We start from the raw sequence: 20,258 nt of genomic DNA, 5'->3' as shown, positions 1-20,258 counted from the left end.
CCCTATATTCCAAAGTAAATACACACTAACACTTCCAAAAGAGCTCTATAAATCATCAAATAGCAAACAATTTAAACATGCAAACAAAAGATTATTATGAGTAATACAAACCAAAGCAAACCTTGAAGTATTAAAAGAAATGGAAATCAAGATACCACTAAAATAGAAATAGGATATATCTAAAAAAGTCGATTTCTTAAACGTACAGGAAATCGACTTTTTTATGTTGGAAATTTGCTTAGCGTACAAAGTTTCCGAAATATTGGCGGGAACCGTATCAGAAAGGTATTGATTTAATTCCGATTCTTCAAATGTTCCTTATCATAAACCTTTCTTCCAACGTTGTTTTCTTCTTTTCTTTCTAACTTCATTTCTTCTCTAAATTTAGTCCCCGCAAAAACGCAGAAGGACGAGCCTTCAAAGCTCATCCTTCTGCGTTCTTCAGCTGTGATTGTTTCAGCCATTGGGCAATTTTTAGGTCGTTCTTTTTATTTCTTCGTTTTGTTTCTTGGTTTTCGAATCTTTTTAACGTATTGTATCCGATCCCGATTTCTTTGGATGCTTTCGCAATGGAAAGAGACCGGCGTTTTCTTTCATTGATCACCATTTCCGGCGTCAGCGTATCTTCCGTGACCGCCGATGAAGCAGACGCTTCTTTGTCCTTTTTGACAGCGGGCGGTGGCGAAGGTTGTTCTTCTTTTACAGGCTCCGCTTCCGGCTGCCTATCATCCTGTACGATGACTGGGCGGCTAAATGACTCAATCATATGATGAATCGCCGAAGAATTCACCTGGTGCTGATCCTCTAAAATCGATAATTTCCTTTTGTTTTTTTCGATCATTTCCGCAGACGGAATAATCGACACTTTCAGCTCGCGAAAGTAAGACAGCCATCCGGTCCTGCCAAATAAACGGAAATCGACGGGCTCTGTAAAACTCCAGTCCTTCACTATCCCTTTCTTTTTCAGCTCGTCCAGCGCCTTGATAAAGCGGTCGTACATATCCATTCCCCGCGTCCTTGCAGAAAAATCAATCTCCCGCAAAAGCGTTTTAACCGAAAACGGCTGGGTTAAATTATTTTTGGACATCCGGATAAACCATTGCGTGGCCAAATAGCGCGAAAGGCGCTTCTCGGGGCGCTGGCGGACCGGATGAAACTCCAGCGCGCTCAAATCAATAATGCCTAAACGCTTATTTTCGTTCAAAAAAGAGGTCAATAGCGACGTCGGCTTGATCTGGCAGGCATAGATTCCTAAAAACTTATCGTTCTTATCATAAGCGGCCCGGACCTTACCCACCTCAAACATTTTCTGAAAATCCCGGTATTTATACTTTTTGCTTTCGTTTAAATCACTTTCATCCACTTCGATGACTTCCCCTTCTTTCAGAGAGATCCAAATGTTAGAAAGCGCTTTGACTCTCGACATAATGTTAAAGCGGTCTCGTTCCCTCACCTCTAGGCTGTCATTCGGGTCAACCACGTTGCTTCTTAGCTTTAAGGCATCATTCGAATGGAAATATAAATAGCCGTCCTCATCTTTAGGCGCAAAAAGAAACAGAAAACAAATGATATCAAAAATATCCGCGGTCATTTCATCCATCGCACTGAAGGCAGTCCGAAGCTTATCCCAATACTCCTGTTCCTCGTCGGTAAAAGGCAGATCCAGCCCTCCAGTCAGGTTGACGCGGGCTATTCCATGCACATTCCCACGTGAATCCTTGATTTCCGCTTGAAACAGTTCATTCGTTTCGCCCGCCGAGACGAAAATTTTCGGCTGTGTGACGATGTTTCTGACTAAATGAAACTGGTGATCCATACTTGATACCAGCTGTCTTTCCTCTTTCGCCAGCTGAACAGCCGCTTCATTCATGCTTCGGTGCACATCAATCGGAAAATCTTGGCTGATATGCTCATGCATCCGCTCCAAAATGTATTCATGATGCTCCTTAAACACTTTTCGGATATTTTCCTGGCTAATTTTCTGATTCACCAGCAGCGATCGGACAATCTCACAAAGCCAGTCAAAGCTTTTGTACTTCTTTTCGCCGCTTGACACCTGATTGATTTCTTCCGTCACATATTGCTGCCATTCTTCGATCACACGGCGGTTCAGTAAATACTGCCGCACTTCGTCCAAAACGGCCAGCTTAAAAAAGTCCTCGCTAAGCGCCAGTTTGTCAGGGTTAATATACTCTGCCATACTCTACCCCCTCACTCGTTCTGTCTCCGTTATAGCTTCATTATAGCTTTTTAAAACGAGAAAACCCATCGCCTCTAGACGTTGAGAGAAGTCAACAGAGAAAAAGAGACAGATTGAATAGGCTAAACTAAGTCAGACAGCTCTTAATAAGATCCTGCGTAGCAAATTATAAAAACGTATGTATCTTGGCTAAACACTCAGTTACGATTTCTAAAGGCGCTCGATCAACGATTTGAATTTGTCTTGAATTCCAATCTAAGCTTTTGATTTGATCCGTTAAAATAGCCCCTTGAAAAGCCAAGCCTACAGGAAGCTCGACTTCAAAAGGCCATCCCTTGACTGTGTTTGTAATCGGACAAACCATAGAAAACCCTGTGACTTCGTTAAATTCTTTCGGGGATAATACAATACCTGGACGCCGACCTCTCTGTTCGTGTCCAGATTGTGGGTTAAAACTGATGTAAACTAAATCCCCGCGGTCTGGTACTGGCATTAGATCAATTCCTTTCCTTCCGAACCAACATTGATTTCATCATGACGATCTTCGGGTTTACATTGGGCTAAAAGTTCTTGCAGCGTATATTTTTTCTTTTTCGGAACCAATTGAATTCCGTCTTTTCCTACAACTCTTATTTCCATTTCAGAGCCTTGTTCGATTTCAACTCGTTTAGCAATATCTTTTGGGATACGAACAGCTAAGCTATTTCCCCATTTCTGAACAGTCGTTGGCATTGCCATAGCTTCCACCCTTTCTTCTTTCGACTCCTGCAAGTCCATTATATCACTCTCCTTCCTCTTCGTATATACATAGTATATACGTAATTCCAACAAATGATACTATGCTGATTTCCTGAAAAGTAAAGACTTTAACCTTTGCCTTTCACACTCCACTTCGTCCTACCTGTGCACCTTGCCTTTCACGCTCCACTTCCGTCCTACCTGTGCACCTTGCCTTTCACGCTCCACTTCCGTCCTACCTGTGCACCTTGCCTTTCACGCTCCACTTCCGTCCTACCTGTGCACCTTGCCTTTCACGCTCCACTTCCGTCCTATCTGTGCACCTTGCCTTTCACGCTCCACTTCCGTCCTATCTGTGCACCTTGCCTTTCACGCTCCACTTCCGTCCTACCTGTGCACCTTTTTATCTTTTTTTTGACATAAATTAGGTAGAAAATAGCGGAATTCGCTCGAAATTTGTCGTTTTCTTGCCATTTTCCGTCCTACCCGTGCATCTTTCTTGCCACTTTGCGTTTTTCTCCGTCCTACCTGCACACCTTTTTTTTGCCATTTTAAAAAAATCCCGTCCTACCCGTGCACCTTTTTAAAAATGGATTGGATAAAAAGCTTGTTAAATCAACGTTTATAGACTTTTACCAAAAAATACAATCTTGCCACTTTCCATTTCACTCCGTCCTACCCGTGCAGTTGAAAAAAATTTAAAAAATCGCTGAGCCCTTGTCCCACCTGGGCTGAAGGCATGTTCCAAACTTGCCATTTTTCTCTTAGAGAGAGCCGTTTTTGAAAAAGCCATAGTGTATAATAGACATGCTTATACATCAAACGACCGAAAGGAGGGTATCAACATGGTCAATTTGCGCAAGAAAACGAAAAGACAAATGGTCAAAATCGACGGCTTCCGCTTTCCGCACCAGCTGCTGGAAGATCTGCGCGCATTCCAGAAAGAAAAAAGCATGCAGGTGCCCGCAAGCGCTTATGCTGTGCTGCTTTCCGTCTTAAATCAAATCCATATCGAGAAAAACAGCCAAGGCAAAGTCCAGGAGTTCAATTTATCTTTCTGGAGCAAAAAACTGCAAGTGGCTTATTCAACGATGCACGCAGGACGCAAGTTTTTAGAAGATCACGGGTTTCTTTATGAAGAAATTCTGCCTAATGGCCTGCCTGTATGGGTGTTGACCAATTATCAGGCGTATTCAACGCCAGAGCTGAAGAATGGCCATGAGTTAAATTACTTTACGGTCCCTCATACCCTCCTGAATACAAATATTGTTGCGGAGTTTGTCCGCACGTCTAATCCGGAAGCATTTGAACTGATGTTTTCGCTGTTCAACCAGTTCCGGCATGGAGTGGCAAAACTAGAGGGCAAGAATGAAGTGTCTCTCCTTGAGCAGTCGCGGACCATGAAAACATTGAAAGAGAAATTGAAGAAAAGAGCGAAGGGTGTCAGAGAGGTGTTAGCGATCCTTGAACCACTTTTTGAAGTAGAGTACACAGGAATCCAAGTCCGCGGCCATCAGCTGTGGATCCATAAAGTCGTTTTCCGCTTAAAACCGGAATGCGTAAAGGAAAATACAGATGAATTTCATGTGGAGCCGCTTTTGGCCAAATTTCAGGAGAACGTCCTTTATATACTGGACGGGCTGAAACTGCGCTACAAGCCGCGTGATCTGTTTGATATTATGCTAGCCTTTAAGCAAGAGGTTCTTGATCTCGTCAAATATCTGATCGAGGAAGAGCACCATGAAGGAAACTATACTTATCGGGATGCATGGGCAGAGACGGTGTTTTTCCGTTGCCTGGATAAATTTGAGCAACATATCCGCATACAAGAAGAGAGAAAAGGGAAATTCTCGTTCCATACATCCATAGGCGCCTATTTCCGGACGATTTACCGCCGGGAGCTTCCTTTCGAACTTAAAAAAATTCCATATGATAAAATGCATCGGGCGAAATACAACGAATATATTCAAACGGGACAAGTGCCTGCCCTGCATATCATTTAACGCCTTGTTTTTTAAATTTCGGCAAAACAGGGCTTTTTTCCGTGTCCAAAAATCAAGAAAAAAAGAAAACAGACGCCTTCTTGCCGGATCGGCCCCCTGTTTTTTAGAGAACTGGCTCTCTTAAATAGCTGGTTCTCTTTTTTTATGGCACCTATTATCAGCAGATTACCTCTGATTTCTGAATGTATCAAATAATGGCCTCTTACCCGTTTCTTCTATCATTAGATTGCTTCTAAATCGTGAAAACCTCAGCAGATTGCCTGTTAATCAATGAATATATCAAATATGAACATCTGCCTAACTCCTATTAAACCAGTCAGGACAAGGAGCAGCCATTCATTTCAAAAAAGCGCTTATTATTTCTGATCTTTTATTTTGATTATTATTTTATATATTTGATTGTTTACTTATTATGATTTTTATACTAACAAAAATGAATAGCAAACAAAAAAATTATTCTTATAAAATATATTCACGATATTTATCTGTTGAAAATATTCATTTTTATCATACGGATATCAGGAAGTTTATCACTTATAAACGTCCATTATTGCAAATTTACTGCTTATGGGCATTTTGTTATGGTTTAATCAGCCCTCATCATTGAGCTTTTCTACGCCTAGTGCTGGCGATACAGCACCTATAAACATTCTGACTGCTTTACGATCTTATTTTATTTTCACTCACTAAAAAAGTAAGTCTACTAGTTTTACATGGATTCCATTCATAAGAAAAAAACGAAAGACTTGGCTCTATATCCATAACTTGCGGGAGGTTTTTTGTGAAGAATCTAAAATTAGAGGAATCGTCTCTTGATCAGGCAAGGGAACATGTGCTTTTTCATCATCAGGAAGCAGATGGATGGGTAACCTTTGCCAAAAAAGAACGGTCCGGTGCGTGGAAGCAGTATCATTACCGCCCGGAAGAATTAGCTTCACAGATGCCTAATTGGCTCGGTGAGAACGTTTATTTCAGCCAGAATACCTTTTACAAGCCTCAGCGCAGAATCGAGAATATCAGGCAACTGCGGGCCTTGTATGTCGATGTAGATTGTCATCAATTAAACTATGATCCTAAATGGGTTCTTGGGAAACTGGAATTGGAAGTATTCAAGAAGACCCTTCCTGATCCGAACATCATCATTTTTTCGGGGCGGGGGCTTGTGTGCATATGGCTGATTGACCCCGTGCCTTACAAAGCACTGCCTCTGTGGCAGGCGCTGCAAAACGACTTTTGCGGAAAGCTGGAATATGTCGGAGCGGATAAAAAATCCATCGATGCGACAAGGGTGTTTCGGGTGGCCGGCACCTACAATTCGAAAAGCGGAATCCAAGTAGATATCCAGTACAGGCATGAGTACCGGTACGGACTGCGTGAGCTACAGTCGGAGTATTTGCCTGAATTAGCCCCGTCACAGCCGAAAAAGCCTGGCAGGACAGCAAAGGTTGTTCATCTGTATAACGTGCGCAATCTGCATTATACGAGACTGCTTGATCTGGTTCGTCTAATCAATTTGCGGAATTATCATGTTCAAGGCCATCGCGAGCTTTTATGCTTTCTGTACCGTTATTGGAGCTACTGTTTAACCGATGATGCCAGTGATTCTCTGCAACAGATGCTTGAATTTAACAGCGAATTCAAGGAACCGCTAAAGGAACGGGAAGTAATTCGGGCAACGAGAAGCGCGGAACAGGCCTGGCGGGCAAAAAGCAACAAGCAAGCCAATGAGGAAGCGATTCAGAAAGGATATCCGGGGGCTGGATACAATTTAAAGAATACTACCATTATTCAATGGCTCGACATACAGCCGGAAGAGCAGGAACACTTGCGGACGATTATTGACAGTCATGAGAAACGAAGACGAAAGCGGGAACGGGATAAACTTGCTTTCAGGGCAAAACGCGGTTCCATCAGCCGCGGCGAATACTTAGAGAAGCAAAAAGATAAGACAGAAGACAGGCTCTGGCAGCTCCAGCAAGCGATCAAAAGGCATCCCGAAGCAAATAACACAGAGTTAGGCAAGCTGTTGGCCGTCAGTGAAGGATACATACGAAAGCTTAAGAAACAATTATAATCACACTCGTACTGGTTCTCGCTCTTATATTATGGGCGTAAGCCTGGCTCCCGCGCTCGGGCAGGTGTGAGTAAAAGAAAGGTACATATTCTTTCATGAAAGAGATCTCATTCCATCGTAAGGGGGGCAAAGTCTCGGAGCGAGCAGCGGGGCAAGCGAAAGCGCGCAGATCGTTCAGCTGACTTTCCTTAGATGCTTGATGTAATTATATTATTTAATATTTGAATTTAGATTTATGTGCATAATTCAAATATATTGCAACAGAACAAGGAAACAAACATATCATGAATGATCACATCGGGCTTCCTCCAGCTCTTTCTCCCTGTTTTGGGGTGCGAGGTTGGCTAAAGGTCGCTCTCATTCAGAGAACTGGTCTATGAGCGAGCAGCAGCGGTTTTTCCCTGTATGAAGCATTTTTTCGAATAGGCTCAACGAAGCAGAAGAATAAAAAAATCTTCTTTGTTTCTTTTCTTCGAATAAACGTTTCTTCTTAAAAAGACGTTGCTGTTTCTAAAGAAAATCCCGCTGATCAAGATCCGACCATCCACGGTTCGTCAGAACGGTGGATGGCTTCCTTTCTTCTTTGAGTTGGCTAAACGCTTCTGCGAGTTCTCTCGCGAAAGATTTAGCTTCTCGAATTAAGCTCTCGGCTTCGGAGCTTGGGCTGGAGCGTGAGCGGAGGCTTAGGGGCGTAGAAGACGGGAGCGGCATCTGTGCAAGGCTTCTCTGAATTAGCCCACGAATAAAAAAGAAAACAACGTTTCTTCAAAGGTTGTTTTCTTCCTTCTTTGTTTTTTCTTCTTTGCATCGATGCGCTGAGTTTTCTTCCTTGAATCGGCTTCAGCATGGGTGCAAAATGAGGATGCTTGGATGAAGGGCTTCTTCGAATAGAGCAGCCAGCTTTGGAGCTCTAGCCGGAGCGTAAGCGCAGGCAGACAGCGAAGAAGATGGCTGCGGCTGCCGTGCAAATGCTTCTAGAGGTCCTACCCCATGCGCATCAAGCTAACAACGTAAATGATTAGATACAAAATGGTCCTTGTTTCAAAACTAGCGAGTGATAGAAAAGCAGACATGACAAAGAAGCCTATTAAAATGCCATTTTTTCGCTAGGCAGTTTGTCTATGCTTCACCGTCGTTTCATACACAACTCCTAGAATATCAAAGACGGTCATCTTCTTATACCGATGACACTTACGACCATTCTTTTTAAGCAATTGATAGAGGCGATGGAGAATCTTTACGAGTTCATTTGTGCCACTAGACATTGCCTCAAATAGTAACGGATAGTAGTCTTTAATCATATAAATCGCCTTGAATTCACTCAGTTCTTGCTTTTTCTTTTCTAGTAGGAGCTGTCGCATGTGAAACATGGTGGAAGAACAGAGAAGAATGCCGATGAGTTGCCCGTACAAGTGGCATTCTAGGCGTTCTTTTTTGATATTTTTACATGCATCAATTTCGAAGCACGATTTCCATGTTTTAAACAAAATTTCAATTTGTCAACGTAGTGAATACAGAGCGTGCACATAGTCAGTTGATACTTCTCCGGGTGTTGTGTTCGTAATGTACACATTTATACCCATCAAACGCTTGCTTTTGTCTTTCATGACAATGCCTTTCTTCTTCTCACGCACAGCTTGATTTTTCAACGTGCCATTTTTGAAGTACTCCGGGTGAGGCTTCTTGATAGAGATGCGTGTATTCAACTTCAAACGAGAGATATAGTAAGCTCCTTTATCGTGAATGGCTTGTACGCCTAAATCGAAGTAGCCGAGGTCACGTAAGCACAAATCACCTGCCACTACAGTTCTAAGACAAATCGTACCGTATGTTTTATCATTGTTTTTCCCAGGACCGAGCTGCACGTTTAAAAACTGACCACTCAGTAAGTCGTATTCAAGCTGAATCTTCACGCCAGCCGTATGACTACTTCCACCAGAACCTTGATAATCACTTGCGAAGGCATCTGGTAGCTGAAACACCGTCGCATCTAAAATCCGAATACGTTCGAAAGCAGAAATCATGTGTGAAGATAGCGATTGTGTCGCACAAAGTTTCTGTGTTAGGAGCGAAGTAAAGACTTCTTGGAGGAAGGGTGACAGCTGCTGGATTAAAGCGTTGATTGAGTCCCTCTTGGCTCATGAGTACGCCCGTTGAAGCCTCTAACCGACTACAGAGTTGCGTAAGCGATGTACTTGCGACTTCTTGGCTGAGCCAAACGCAAAGGGCGATGAGTTCGTCTGCTTGATACTTACTAGATCGCTGCACAAAACCAACTTGCTTGGCGATTTCTTGCAGGACGATTGGAGATAGAAAGCGTTGTAATTCCTGTGAGAAGAGATGTAATTCTTCAGAAAGCGAGAGGTTCATAAAAAAACGTCATCCTTTTCGAGTATTTTACTGAAAGAATAACGTTTTTTTCATTTAGGGGGAAACTTATTTTATTAGCTTGATGGGCATGTGGTAGGACCCCATTCTTGTATGATTCCATCATAATCCCGACCTAATCGATCTAGTGCATCAAGGTAGATCCCCCCCCCTTTACGAAGGATTAAAAGCATTGCTTGGTACTGCGGCCGGTTAAAATCTTTTCCACTTTGCTTATCAATGAAGATATACCGTTCATCAATTTCAAGTTCCCAAAATTTCTTAATCTGCCAGTCCGGATTTTGATCTTTGGCAGAAACCCGTGCATGCCCCAATTTCAACTCTAGCAACTTATTCCAAAATCTATCAATCTATGTCAAAAAGTCTATCAGTGAAGTGAAATATTTCAAAATAAAAATAGATACTTTATGACACGAAGGATAATATCTGTTTTCCAGCGTGTCATAAAGTATGTCCCACTAAAACACTGAGCAATATGATAGTGGGGGCATGAGCATCATACGTTTTCCTCTACTACCTATATTCTCAAGTGATGCCTGAGTATGATACTAAACTACTTATGCAAAACTTAGAATTTATAGTGTAAAGAGAATGAAATGTCGACGGTACTTTCTGGATTTCCTGAAGGGGCTTGAATTGCAAGAGATTTTATGCCATTAGCAGTAACAGATTTTGTGTCACCTGGATCAATGGTAGCAACCGGCTGACCATTAATTACTAGTGTTGCAGTAATACCTTGATCATCACCTACTTCATTGTTTTTAACAACGATTGTGCTATTTATCACAAAGTCGCTAAAATCTTCCCAAAATGTAAAATTAGTACCAGTATCTTCTAGTTCTACAGTTAGACAAACTTGATCATCTACGCAACAAGATTCTTCTTCCATATTCATATTACAATTTAATTTAGCCATTATTTGGCTCCTTTTCATTTTTTATTGTACATGTACATTTATATTGTATGTTCATTGCTTTGTGTTGTTTGGACACACTGTCTAGGATAAACAAATCAATTTCATAATTTCGATTTTAAATATGTGTAGATTAGTCCTTTGATATTTTTCATGTTTTTTTTAATTAAATAAGAACTCTATATCACGCTGTTTTCAATAATTGTTGTACTAGCGTTACTTTAATTCAATCCGTTTCTAATATAGAATAAAATTGGAAGTGAGGCTTTTTTAGTCACTGTTTTTCCTGATGCCCAATTGGGTTTAATCTGAGTTTTTTTAAAACATTGTTTCTGTCACCGCATCCTATTCATTTATGACCACAATCATTTCTGAATGGGATGCTTCGGATGAAATTTATTTAGAATAAAGAAAACTACAGTCGTACAAAAAGACAGGGTTTCGTTTCAATGGTTTGACGGCCAGGATTCGCTCCACAACTCGAGCGATTAAAGAATATAGGATTATAGCATGATAATGTAATTCCCTCGGAACCCTCAAGTTGTTCGGTTATGTCTCGAAGATCTTGAGTTCCAAAAGTTCTAAATTATAAAATTAACTCGAACACAATTACAAATGAACTATCTTTTTTTCGCACAGATTCAATTGGATTTCTACTGTCCCTTTTACTTGCTCGTTGGGAGTTGAAACTTCAATAGATAATAAATTTAAAGCAGTAATCGAACTCATTTGACCTTTAAGTACTGCTAGTGGTATTGCCTTCTCTTTTGTATTTATAATCAGTTTCATTTCCGGGTCTGTTCCTTCATAATTAACACTTATCGTTGCCACATTCTTTATTTTATGTTGATTTGTGCTGCTCCATATGATTTTGGGGGTATCTGCTTTCGCTAATGTGAATGGCAAACAGAAATGATCATTCGTCATATGCGCTTCTAAAAAACAATCGAAAACTGGTATAGAAACAATTTCGATACCACAAATACAAGAAATATCAACGGTAACACATGCTTCTGTACGAAATAACTTTCCCGGTTTACAAAGAAGAACTTCAAGTACAGCGCATTGGGTTTCTTTATTTATAGATAATACCGTGAAAAAATGCGATTCAAAGCAAGAACCTCTTGAAAATCCAACAATAGAAAGTGGTTTTCCATTTTTTTTGAATATGATTACTGGCAATGCAGACTGACACTCAAGTGTATGTGTTTTTTTTTTATTAATTGTCTCTATTTTTTTAAATAAATAGGTAAAACAACTAGTCATAAGTTAATCCCCTTTCTGAATAATAAAAAATAACATTTATTATTATCGTACGTAGTCCTAGACAAAGAGGATACTACATTCGTCATGGTTAATCCTTGATAAATTAATCATGATTATTATCATAAAACCAGTATGTAAATTGGTACTTTGACAGACATTTTCTAATTGAAGTAGAAAAGGAATACGCAAAACGAAAAATGGATTTTTCTTACTTTTACGGTAATAAACAAAAATATATAGTAAAATAAAAAGGACAATTCCTAGAAAGGATATTATGTCGTGCTCAAATAATAGTATTAACTCAGGAGGAATTGTTGTGAACAAAGAATTTAAGTTTATGATAGCTATACTTTTTATTTCGGCACCTATTTTATTCTCGATTTATTTAAACTTTCAAAATGAGCTGCTAATACCAAAAGGCTATGACTTAGCAATTGACGGTTATGTAATATCTAGAACCTTGATGATTATTTCCACATTTTACTTATTAACTAAAGCTGGGTATTTTATTATTAAAAACACAAAAAAAGACTAGTAGTATACTAGTCTCAGACTGTAGACAAACTCGATAAAATCGAGTTTGCCTACAGTCTTTTTTGATATAAAATGGAAGTAATACAAATCTTGAGATGATGACGATGCTTTCGAAACACAATTCCATTCAACGTGATCAAATAGAAATGATCGCTCTCGATCAACTGGTGCCAGAGAATCATTTAGTTCGTAAAATCGAGGCGGCAATTGATTTCTCTTTTATTTATGATTTGGTGAAGGATATGTATTCAAAAGTAGGTCGTCCGAGTATTGATCCAGTGATTTTGGTGAAGCTGACATTCATTCAATACACCTTCGGGATTCGTTCGATGCGTAAGACCATTGAAGAAGTGGAAACGAATATTGGCCTATCGCTGGTTCTTAGGTTACGGCTTCCATGATAAAGTGCCGCACTTCTCCACGTTTGGGAAAAATTATGAGCGTCGTTTTAAAGATACCGACCTGTTTGAACATTTTCTATGTAAATCTCTCGGTAAACGATACGCAACAACTTCCAGATCGGACTGTTTAATAGTTACGACTGGTTCTCGTTGTCCTCCTAGTAATCCTACTTAAGAAAGAACTTCGTAAACCCCTGAATTAAATCTCCATGGATAATTCTAGCATCTTTATAAAGCGAGAAATAGATTTTCCTTGTTTTAGGGTGGAGATTTTTCAGCACAGCGTTTTGAAAAATACTACCCGAACCTTGTATGGCGGTACCCCATTAAGTTTTAGTTGTATTTGGCTAAAATACTTTAGATTTGGACCTTTAGAGTGGTTGTGGAGGTGCGGAACTTATCTGAAATTGTACCCGCTATTAAAAAACAATCATGATTCTTAGTCTTGTTTTTAGTTTACGATTACATGAACCTCCTCCACCTATCGCTTCGCACTTGAGGTGGAGGTTTCTTGTCGATCCCCTCGACATCAGAAGCTGGACGATGTCCATAGGTGTACACGACACCCTCGTCTTTCTCGGGGACTGACGCTCCCCTACAGGAAGCAGTGGTCTTGACACAAGACGTCTCCCGACGGCTTGCTGCCACCGTAAGCAACAGAGAGAGAATGCCCTCTCTCCCCAGGGCGGTTCTACCCATCTACTACGCCTGTACAGGACGTAGATACGTAATGCCAGTCAGCATCACTTCTCGAAACTTCCCGTGCAAATACTGGGATAGGATGTTCCCTGCACCGTGGACATCCCGATGCCGTTCATATCCGCAAGAACATCGGTAGTTTCGTGAACGAACTTTATTCCGTTTTCCGCAAGCAGGACATGCTTGCGTTGTATAGGCCTCATTTTCTTTCGATAACGAGACACCAGCTGCTTCTAATTTATAAGCTAACTGTTTAGTCAGCTTTCCAAAACTCCAGTTGCTGAGCTTCTGGTTCACTTGTTTGGAACGGAGGCGTTTTCGTCGTTTGTTTCTCTCGCTTGTGTGTCGCTGAACACCTTCCACATCGCCAAGAGCGACATGCCCGATTCTTTGTTCCACACACCAGTTCACAAAGGTACGGGTCGTCTTGTGCAGGAGATCACCTAGCTGCCGTTCGCTTTTCGAGAGAATGTACTTTTTTGCTCGATGGTATTGACGCCATTTCCTGGACCCTTTTTGACACCGACTCATGAGGAGTTGCAGTTCTCTTACTTTTTTGTTTCGCAACCGGTGAATGCTGCGCATCTTCCTGCCAGAAATCACAAGTGCTTGTCCGCTTGTACTGACGGCGGCAATCGTATGAATCTCCCCTGGATCAATCGCTGCTGTATGACCGTCTTGAACCGGTATGGGGTTGACTCCATCTTCATACGACAAACAGGCATGCCACCGGCCGTCATAGACGAGTTCCACTTCTTTGACTAGGCCAGTTGGAACCGAGGCGAGCGTCAACACGAGCGGTGCCTGCTGTTTTCCCTTCCATCTTCCTAGGCTAAGTATCAGCTTCCGTCCTTCCAACACGAAGGATTTGTCGACCCATTTTGGATGGAACACGAACTTTTCCTTGTATGGATACCGGATGGACTTATTCGTTTTCCGCGCTTGGCGAACACCATCTCGGGCATGCAGAAACTTGTGGCACACCGCTTGGATCGTCTGACTATGAAGAGGGTACAAGCCTTTGAGTTCAGCTTGAAGATCGCTTTTGTTGATCCACGTGCCATGAATCCGGTAATAATACCGAGCTAGCTGGACGCAGTCATTCCAAATCGTTCCGCAGATCCGGCGTAGGTGAAACAACTGTTGAAGCGTTGGCTGAGGAGCCGTAAAGCCTGTTTTCAACGTTCGATACATGAGATCCCCTCCCTTGTCATCATTATAATAAGAACACGAGTTCCCATCAAGAAGAAATAGGAAATTTAACCCTTTTTTCTTTCGACAAGGATGGGAAGACGATCAACCAAACGCTTTTCAGCTAGGCCGAACCAACATTCATCCCCTCCTTACTCGCTGGGCTATGCCCTTCACGCTCCTTGAGGAAGGGGAATTCTCTCGGACTGTGTTAAAACAACTGTATGAAAAGACTTCAGCCATGTTGAATTCTGCCACACTGACAACGTTTCTTCGAAGGTTGTTTTCTTCCTTCTTTGCAACGATGCATTGATACTTCTTTGAGTCCGCTTCAGCATGGGTGCAAAAATGAGGATGCTTGGATGAAAGTGCTTCTTCGAATGAAGCTCTCGGCTTCAGATCCCGTGATGGAGCGTAAGCGAAGGCCTGGAGGCGTAGAAGACGGGAGCGGCATCTATGCGGTGATTCCTTGAATCGTCTCTCTAATCAAATAAAGAAGAAAACAACGTTTCTTCGAATATTGGTTTAATTATTTTTTTCTTCTGCCCCTCTCACATCACTTTCTAGGTGGAATTCAGTGAAACGGTTTGCTGTTCATCCCTTTCAACTAATAATGGGGTACTGTCAAGAAAATGCGGATTTACAACGTTAAGAAGCTTGAACATGAAAATCACCCACCCCCACCGTGGATAGTTATAGAATATATGGTAAAATAAAGAAAATAATTGAAAATAAAAATGGATGTGATGTATATGGAAAACAACAACAACATCCGTGAAGCTTGGTGCTCCCTAGAAAAGCATTTTGGTCCTTCTTACTATGGGCAGGATGCAAAACTAAAGCATTACGCTCAAATTTATGCAAATGAAGTTTTGGAAGCTAACGATCAAGAGCGTATAAAGTATATAGGGAAAAAGCATCTTGGGAAGGTTGCAAACAAAGAATTAAATGGAAAACAGTTTGATAACTTTTTAAGCAATGTTATAAAGTACGAAAGACGAAATTTTTAAACAGAGAGCTGCCATTTTAGGCGGCTTTTTCTTATTAAGCTAAAGGACAAATTAATCGTTTTGAAAACCTGCTTAGCTTTGTAAATCCGCATTTTCCTGACGTTACCTAAAATGCCGTCTGAAGAATTAGAAGTGTTAGAGGGTTATTGGAAGAACATGAACCACTATGTTCAAGAAATTGCGAAATAAATAATTAATGTTCATACACAAAGCCACAAAACGTTGATTCAACAACAATCGTGGCTTTTTGGTGTATTTCCAAACTTTCATTTGGGAACGTTATTTTGTATGTGTTTGTATAACTTAAATAAATGTATCAATCGAACTTGATGTTGGTTTTACTTGATGTTGTGCTTCTGCTTTTAATGCGCGCCACGTTTCTATATAAATAGCATCAAATTCACTTTCACGACGCTGTTCTTCTCGTGTACCGATTGCGTGCCAACCATTATGAGGCGAATAGGTAGAAGTAATATTCCCCCTCGCATCCTTTATCTCTAAATAGCTCACATTTCCACGCCGCATGAATGGTAATTGCCTTAACATTTGTGTGATCGAGCCTTTACGATCAGGTGAGACTACAGATACAAAGCTGTTCTTAAGTGCCATATAGGAAGGATTTTTATGACCACCACACTTACCATTTTCAAAATCTTTTTTAGCCTGTGTGATAATCGCATCCTTAAATTTATCTTCACTCATCGCTGGAGCTGATTTTGTTGGCATTCCAGTCGCACCATTAAATTGTGGTGTCATCATTGGCACCTTTTTTTCTGATATTTCCACTCCCAATAACCTTAATGTCATCTCATTAATACCAACTGACCTCATTTCAAACACCCCCTTTCTCATTTAACTATGTTATCGGCTAAAGCATGTGGTTAATTAATATGCTCCCAAAGCGTGGTTTGGGGACCATTGAACAAAGGAGAATACCGATGAGTTGTCCATATAAATGGCGCTCTAGGCGTTCTTTCCTGATGGTTTTACATTCATCGATTTCAAAGAAAGACTTCCATGTTTTAAATAAAATTTCGATCGGCCAACGTAATGAATACAGGGCGTGCACGTAATCTGTTGGCCCTTCTTTTGGCGGTGTGTTCGTAATATAGACGTTGATTCCCATTAGCTGCTTACTCTTATCCTTCATGACAATGCCTTTCTTTTTCTCACGCAGGCATAAATCACCTGCCTCCACGCTTTCAAGACAAGTCGTGCCATAGGTTTTGTCATTATTTTTCCCTGGTCCTAGCTGCACGTTTAAAAATTGGCCACTCAGTAAATCGTATTCCAATTGAATCTTCACGCCTGCCGTATGACTACTTCCACCTGAACCTTGATCATCAGTGGTGAAGGAATCAGGTAGCTGAAACACCGTCGCATCTAAAATCCGAATACGTTCGAAGGTAGAAATGATACGTGAAGATAGTGATTGTGACGCACAGAGTTTTTGTGTTAGAAGCGAAGTAAAGACTTTTCGGAGGAAGGCGACAGCTGCTGGATTAAACCGTTGATGCTTGATGGGCATGGGGTAACGTCAGGAAAATGCAGATTTACAACGCCAAGCCAGACTAAAAGAATGATACTTTTCTACTGGATTTATATGGTATAATTTTATACGAAACTACATAAAGGGGATACGGGAAATGGAGAAAGAACAAAAACAGAAAAAACCGTTCTATAAAAAATGGTGGGTTTGGTTGATTGCGGTGATTATTGTGGCTTCTGTCACCGGCAACGATGATGATAAAACGGACGCAAACAAAGAGGAAAGCACTCAGGCTGTTACTGAACCGGCAAAGGATGAGCCAAAGGAGAAAGAAGAGGAACCGAAAGAAGAAGCTACGAAGGTAGAGGATGACGTTCCTAAAGAATATAAGTCTGCTTTGAAAAAAGCTGAATCGTACGCAGAAACAATGAACATGTCCAAAAGTGCTATTTTTGGACAATTAACTTCCGAACATGGTGAAAAGTTTTCTGTGGAATCTGCCGAGTATGCAATGAATAATCTTGAATTTGACTGGAAAGAAAACGCTTTGAAAAAAGCTGAATCTTATTCAGAAACTATGTACATGTCAAAACAAGGAATCTATGAACAATTAACCTCCGAACATGGTGAAAAATTTACTGATGATGAAGCACAGTACGCAATTGACAATCTGGAAGCCGATTTTAATGAAAATGCATTAGCAAAAGCAAAAAGTTATCAGGAATCAATGAGTATGTCACCAGAAGCGATAAGAGACCAACTGACTTCTGAATACGGTGAGAAATTCACACAGGAAGAAGCCGATTACGCTATTAAGAATTTAGATAAATAAAACACAAAACACGCCCTCATCCTATTCTTTGGTTTAGGGCGTGTTATTGTCGTCGGGGGAGTTATCTTGAAAATAGGCTTAACGTTGTAAATCCGCGTTTTCCTGACGGTACCCCATTCTTGTAAATCTTTTGGTAAACGATAGACAACAATTTCTTGATCGGATTTTTTTATTGTTGCAACTGGTTCTCTTTGTTCCCCCAGCAACAATCCTACTGAAAGAACCTCATAGACAGCTCCTTTAGCTTTATCATTCATTAGCATCGGCAATTTTAGAAATTCATGTTTACTGATATCCGAATAAATCTTTGCTCCTGCTTTATTTACAGTAAAATTCGCCATTATTTCTCCTCTTTTCCCTTGTATGAAATCTCCATGGGTAATTGGTAATTTTAGCATTTTAAAAATTAAACGACCACTTGCTAAAGCAAGTGGTCGTTTAATAATAAAATCAGCAGTTATTATTTTTCTTGCGAATATGCTCCATCCTGAGCAAGAACTGTATATTCATTGTCTCTAACCTCGATTAAAAAAACATCGTTTCTTTCATTCACAGAATAGATTTTAGTTCCTTCCTCAAATACATTTGAACTCCAATTTTCTGAAGGTCGTTTTTCATGATCTACTTTTGTTTTAACTTCGCCTATATGTTCCTTTATTGTATATTCATCATTAGACACTATGTTTTGACCTATATAATCTTGTCCATTGATTACAACAATGGCAGCATATGATCCTTCTTCAATAGTTTGATTTGTTTCTTTATCGGTATCACCGGTACCAGGTTTTTCTTCAACACTATTATTTGACTCTTTAGTACTAGTATTAGGCTCCTCAGTACTGGAACAACCTGTCACAAATAATAAAGCAAGTACAGTAGTTGCTAATGTTTTTTTCATTATAACTGCTCCTTATTTGATTTAAGTTTTAAATCTTCATCCAATTGGACGCCTGAAACATCTTCATACACTTTTAAAGACTTTTTATATTCAAATTTACCGCTTGGTCCGCCGACCATTATTAAATCACCTATTTCAGATTTTCTCAAAAATAAAATATATTTGTCGCCAATTTTTAATAATGGATGTTCCTCAAATGATAATTCACTGTTTCCATCTTGTAGAAATTCAATCTCTTTGATATCAGTATTTCCTTTATAAACTTTGTTAACTTTAAATGCGAATTTTGTGAAAGGCACATCTTCATCGACCATATAACTATCTAATACTGCAGTCGGTTTTCCTTCAATAATTAAATCTGCTAATTGATTTAGCTCTTCAAAATTATACGAAGGAAATGTTGCTTCCATGACCATTTTAGACTCACCTTCAGCAACCTGTGTTTTAAGGTCTAATGGCTTTGTTTCAAGATTTGGTGACTCTTTGATAACAGTATTTTGTTGTTCATTACCGTAAAATCCGTATATCCCAAGAGACAATAAAGATAAACCCACAAATGATAATAAATATTTACCCTTTTTCTTCATGCTTAATACCCCCATATATGAGCCAATCCATATTTTTCATTTTGTGTTAAACCAGCATAATGTCCACCAGATTTCCACATTAAACGGTTATAATTCACCGAATTATATAAATCTTTTAACCCAAATATGTGTCCTATTTCATGTTGGGCAATTCGGCTCCATTGCGCTGCCGGATACTTGTCTTTGTATGCTGCATTAAATTGTATATTCCAGTTTGTTCTATGTTGTCCAGATACATTAGAAGTGGCGCGTGCTAACCATCCAGAATTATAATAAGTTCCAGCATGTACGTAGTTACTTGTATCCTTTGGTAAGTAGATCATAATATAAGGATTTACAATCCACGTTCTAGGGCTTACAGTACGTCCATTTTCAGTGATTTGTCCTGCCCCTTCGGGATTTAAAAGAATCTCTTTCTTTTTAAAGAGTTCATTATTAAAGAAGTTTTTTCCCTTGATTTGCCTATCATTTCAGCAATTTCCGAGACTGTTGCTGCCTTTGGAAGTTCGAAATCGTTTTCAATTGTATTTTTCCGTTGCTTTTTAAACTTGTCTTTTCTACAAATAATCACGTTACTTTTAAACTCTAAATGGGGTAACGTCAGGAAAATGCAGATTTACAACGCCAAGCCAGACTAGAAGAATGATACTTTTCTACTGGATTTATATGGTATAATTTTATACGAAACTACATAAAGGGGATACGGGAAATGGAGAAAGAACAAAAACAGAAAAAACCATTCTATAAAAAATGGTGGGTTTGGTTGATTGCGGTGATTATTGTGGCTTCTGTCACCGGCAACGATGATGATAAAACGGACGCAAACAAAGAGGAAAGCACTCAGGCTGTTACTGAACCGGCAAAGGATGAGCCAAAGGAGAAAGAAGAGGAACCGAAAGAAGAAGCTACGAAGGTAGAGGATGACGTTCCTAAAGAATATAAGTCTGCTTTGAAAAAAGCTGAATCGTACGCAAAAACAATGAACATGTCCAAAAGTGCTATTTTTGGACAATTAACTTCCGAACATGGTGAAAA

The 20,258-nt window shown here is 40.1% G+C and carries 17 protein-coding genes and 5 pseudogenes; 8 read left to right on the top strand and 14 right to left on the bottom strand.

The features are described 5' to 3' along the window. Window positions 1-424: 424 nt before the first annotated feature. From WDJ61_RS18755 to WDJ61_RS18745, 3 genes are all read right to left on the bottom strand, one after another. Complete coding sequence (locus WDJ61_RS18755; protein WP_338754910.1) at window positions 425-2,200, bottom strand: hypothetical protein; 1,776 nt, start codon at window positions 2,198-2,200, stop codon at window positions 425-427. Between the two features lie 166 nt (window positions 2,201-2,366). Next, window positions 2,367-2,693, bottom strand: coding sequence for a type II toxin-antitoxin system PemK/MazF family toxin (locus WDJ61_RS18750; RefSeq protein WP_338754909.1), 327 nt, complete (start codon window positions 2,691-2,693; stop codon window positions 2,367-2,369). Next, window positions 2,693-2,977 carry an AbrB/MazE/SpoVT family DNA-binding domain-containing protein gene (locus WDJ61_RS18745; RefSeq protein WP_338754908.1) on the bottom strand — a complete coding sequence of 95 codons (285 nt, stop codon included), beginning with the start codon at window positions 2,975-2,977 and terminating at the stop codon, window positions 2,693-2,695. Before WDJ61_RS18745 ends, WDJ61_RS18750 begins: the two co-directional genes overlap by 1 nt. Window positions 2,978-3,783: 806 nt before the next feature. Between WDJ61_RS18745 and WDJ61_RS18740 the strand changes: the two genes are divergently transcribed. Further along, window positions 3,784-4,941: a hypothetical protein gene (locus WDJ61_RS18740; RefSeq protein WP_338754907.1), complete on the top strand. Its 1,158-nt coding sequence runs from the start codon at window positions 3,784-3,786 to the stop codon at window positions 4,939-4,941. A 781-nt stretch (window positions 4,942-5,722) separates the two neighbouring features. Further along, window positions 5,723-7,015, top strand: a complete 1,293-nt coding sequence (locus tag WDJ61_RS18735) for a replication protein (RefSeq protein WP_338754906.1) — start codon at window positions 5,723-5,725, stop codon at window positions 7,013-7,015. Window positions 7,016-8,121: 1,106 nt separating this feature from the next. On the opposite strand, the pseudogene WDJ61_RS18730 reads toward WDJ61_RS18735, so the two are convergent. From WDJ61_RS18730 to WDJ61_RS18715, 4 genes and pseudogenes are all read right to left on the bottom strand, one after another. Then, a pseudogene (locus tag WDJ61_RS18730) lies at window positions 8,122-9,385 on the bottom strand (IS4 family transposase). A 101-nt stretch (window positions 9,386-9,486) separates the two neighbouring features. Then, a pseudogene (locus WDJ61_RS18725) lies at window positions 9,487-9,723 on the bottom strand (recombinase family protein); the annotation flags it as partial. Between the two features lie 248 nt (window positions 9,724-9,971). Next, a complete protein-coding gene (locus WDJ61_RS18720) occupies window positions 9,972-10,319 on the bottom strand; it encodes an S-Ena type endospore appendage (RefSeq protein ID WP_338754905.1) in 348 nt (115 codons plus the stop codon). A gap of 606 nt (window positions 10,320-10,925) precedes the next feature. Then, the gene (locus WDJ61_RS18715; protein WP_338754904.1) at window positions 10,926-11,582 is read right to left on the bottom strand and encodes a CotZ-related putative spore coat protein; all 657 of its coding nucleotides are present in this window, start codon (window positions 11,580-11,582) and stop codon (window positions 10,926-10,928) included. 316 nt (window positions 11,583-11,898) lie between these two features. Between WDJ61_RS18715 and WDJ61_RS18710 the strand changes: the two genes are divergently transcribed. From WDJ61_RS18710 to WDJ61_RS19210, 3 genes and pseudogenes are all read left to right on the top strand, one after another. Then, the gene (locus WDJ61_RS18710; RefSeq protein WP_338754903.1) at window positions 11,899-12,117 is read left to right on the top strand and encodes a hypothetical protein; all 219 of its coding nucleotides are present in this window, start codon (window positions 11,899-11,901) and stop codon (window positions 12,115-12,117) included. 103 nt (window positions 12,118-12,220) lie between these two features. Beyond that, a pseudogene (locus WDJ61_RS18705) lies at window positions 12,221-12,608 on the top strand (transposase); the annotation flags it as partial. A 118-nt stretch (window positions 12,609-12,726) separates the two neighbouring features. Further along, window positions 12,727-12,960: a DUF418 domain-containing protein gene (locus tag WDJ61_RS19210; RefSeq protein WP_413789114.1), complete on the top strand. Its 234-nt coding sequence runs from the start codon at window positions 12,727-12,729 to the stop codon at window positions 12,958-12,960. A 259-nt stretch (window positions 12,961-13,219) separates the two neighbouring features. Here the strand turns inward: WDJ61_RS19210 and WDJ61_RS18695 are convergent, their stop codons facing one another. Further along, on the bottom strand, window positions 13,220-14,410 hold the full coding sequence (locus WDJ61_RS18695) for a transposase (protein ID WP_338754902.1): 1,191 nt from the start codon (window positions 14,408-14,410) through the stop codon (window positions 13,220-13,222). A gap of 749 nt (window positions 14,411-15,159) precedes the next feature. On the opposite strand from WDJ61_RS18695, the gene WDJ61_RS18690 reads away from it, so the two are divergent. Then, window positions 15,160-15,417 carry a hypothetical protein gene (locus tag WDJ61_RS18690; protein WP_338754901.1) on the top strand — a complete coding sequence of 86 codons (258 nt, stop codon included), beginning with the start codon at window positions 15,160-15,162 and terminating at the stop codon, window positions 15,415-15,417. Window positions 15,418-15,720: 303 nt separating this feature from the next. Here the strand turns inward: WDJ61_RS18690 and WDJ61_RS18685 are convergent, their stop codons facing one another. Further along, window positions 15,721-16,248, bottom strand: coding sequence for a hypothetical protein (locus tag WDJ61_RS18685; RefSeq protein ID WP_338754900.1), 528 nt, complete (start codon window positions 16,246-16,248; stop codon window positions 15,721-15,723). A gap of 88 nt (window positions 16,249-16,336) precedes the next feature. Further along, window positions 16,337-16,933 (bottom strand): annotated as a pseudogene (locus WDJ61_RS18680) (transposase); the annotation flags it as partial. Between the two features lie 130 nt (window positions 16,934-17,063). On the opposite strand from WDJ61_RS18680, the gene WDJ61_RS18675 reads away from it, so the two are divergent. Beyond that, window positions 17,064-17,738 (top strand): Ltp family lipoprotein, encoded by a 675-nt coding sequence (locus WDJ61_RS18675; protein WP_338754899.1) that lies wholly within the window; start codon window positions 17,064-17,066, stop codon window positions 17,736-17,738. Here the strand turns inward: WDJ61_RS18675 and WDJ61_RS18670 are convergent. The 4 genes and pseudogenes from WDJ61_RS18670 to WDJ61_RS18655 form a co-directional block, all read right to left on the bottom strand. Next, a complete protein-coding gene (locus WDJ61_RS18670) occupies window positions 17,711-18,079 on the bottom strand; it encodes a hypothetical protein (RefSeq protein ID WP_338754898.1) in 369 nt (122 codons plus the stop codon). The two genes, WDJ61_RS18675 and WDJ61_RS18670, sit on opposite strands and share 28 nt — an antisense overlap. 119 nt (window positions 18,080-18,198) lie before the next feature. Further along, window positions 18,199-18,636: a hypothetical protein gene (locus WDJ61_RS18665; RefSeq protein WP_338754897.1), complete on the bottom strand. Its 438-nt coding sequence runs from the start codon at window positions 18,634-18,636 to the stop codon at window positions 18,199-18,201. Next, the gene (locus WDJ61_RS18660; protein ID WP_338754896.1) at window positions 18,636-19,223 is read right to left on the bottom strand and encodes a hypothetical protein; all 588 of its coding nucleotides are present in this window, start codon (window positions 19,221-19,223) and stop codon (window positions 18,636-18,638) included. The genes WDJ61_RS18665 and WDJ61_RS18660 overlap by 1 nt, the downstream gene beginning before the upstream one ends. Before the next feature lie 305 nt (window positions 19,224-19,528). Beyond that, window positions 19,529-19,815 (bottom strand): annotated as a pseudogene (locus tag WDJ61_RS18655) (Rep protein); the annotation flags it as partial. 117 nt (window positions 19,816-19,932) lie between these two features. Between WDJ61_RS18655 and WDJ61_RS18650 the strand changes: the two are divergent. Next, window positions 19,933-20,258 (top strand): Ltp family lipoprotein (locus tag WDJ61_RS18650; protein ID WP_338754895.1); only part of this gene is annotated, 326 nt, incomplete at its 3' end.

The sequence above is a fragment of the Bacillus sp. FJAT-52991 genome, assembly GCF_037201805.1.
Classification (GTDB): Bacteria; Bacillota; Bacilli; order Bacillales; family Domibacillaceae; genus Bacillus_CE; species Bacillus_CE kandeliae.
Note: the sequence above shows the minus strand (reverse complement) of the source record. Positions and strands in the feature narration are given on the sequence as shown.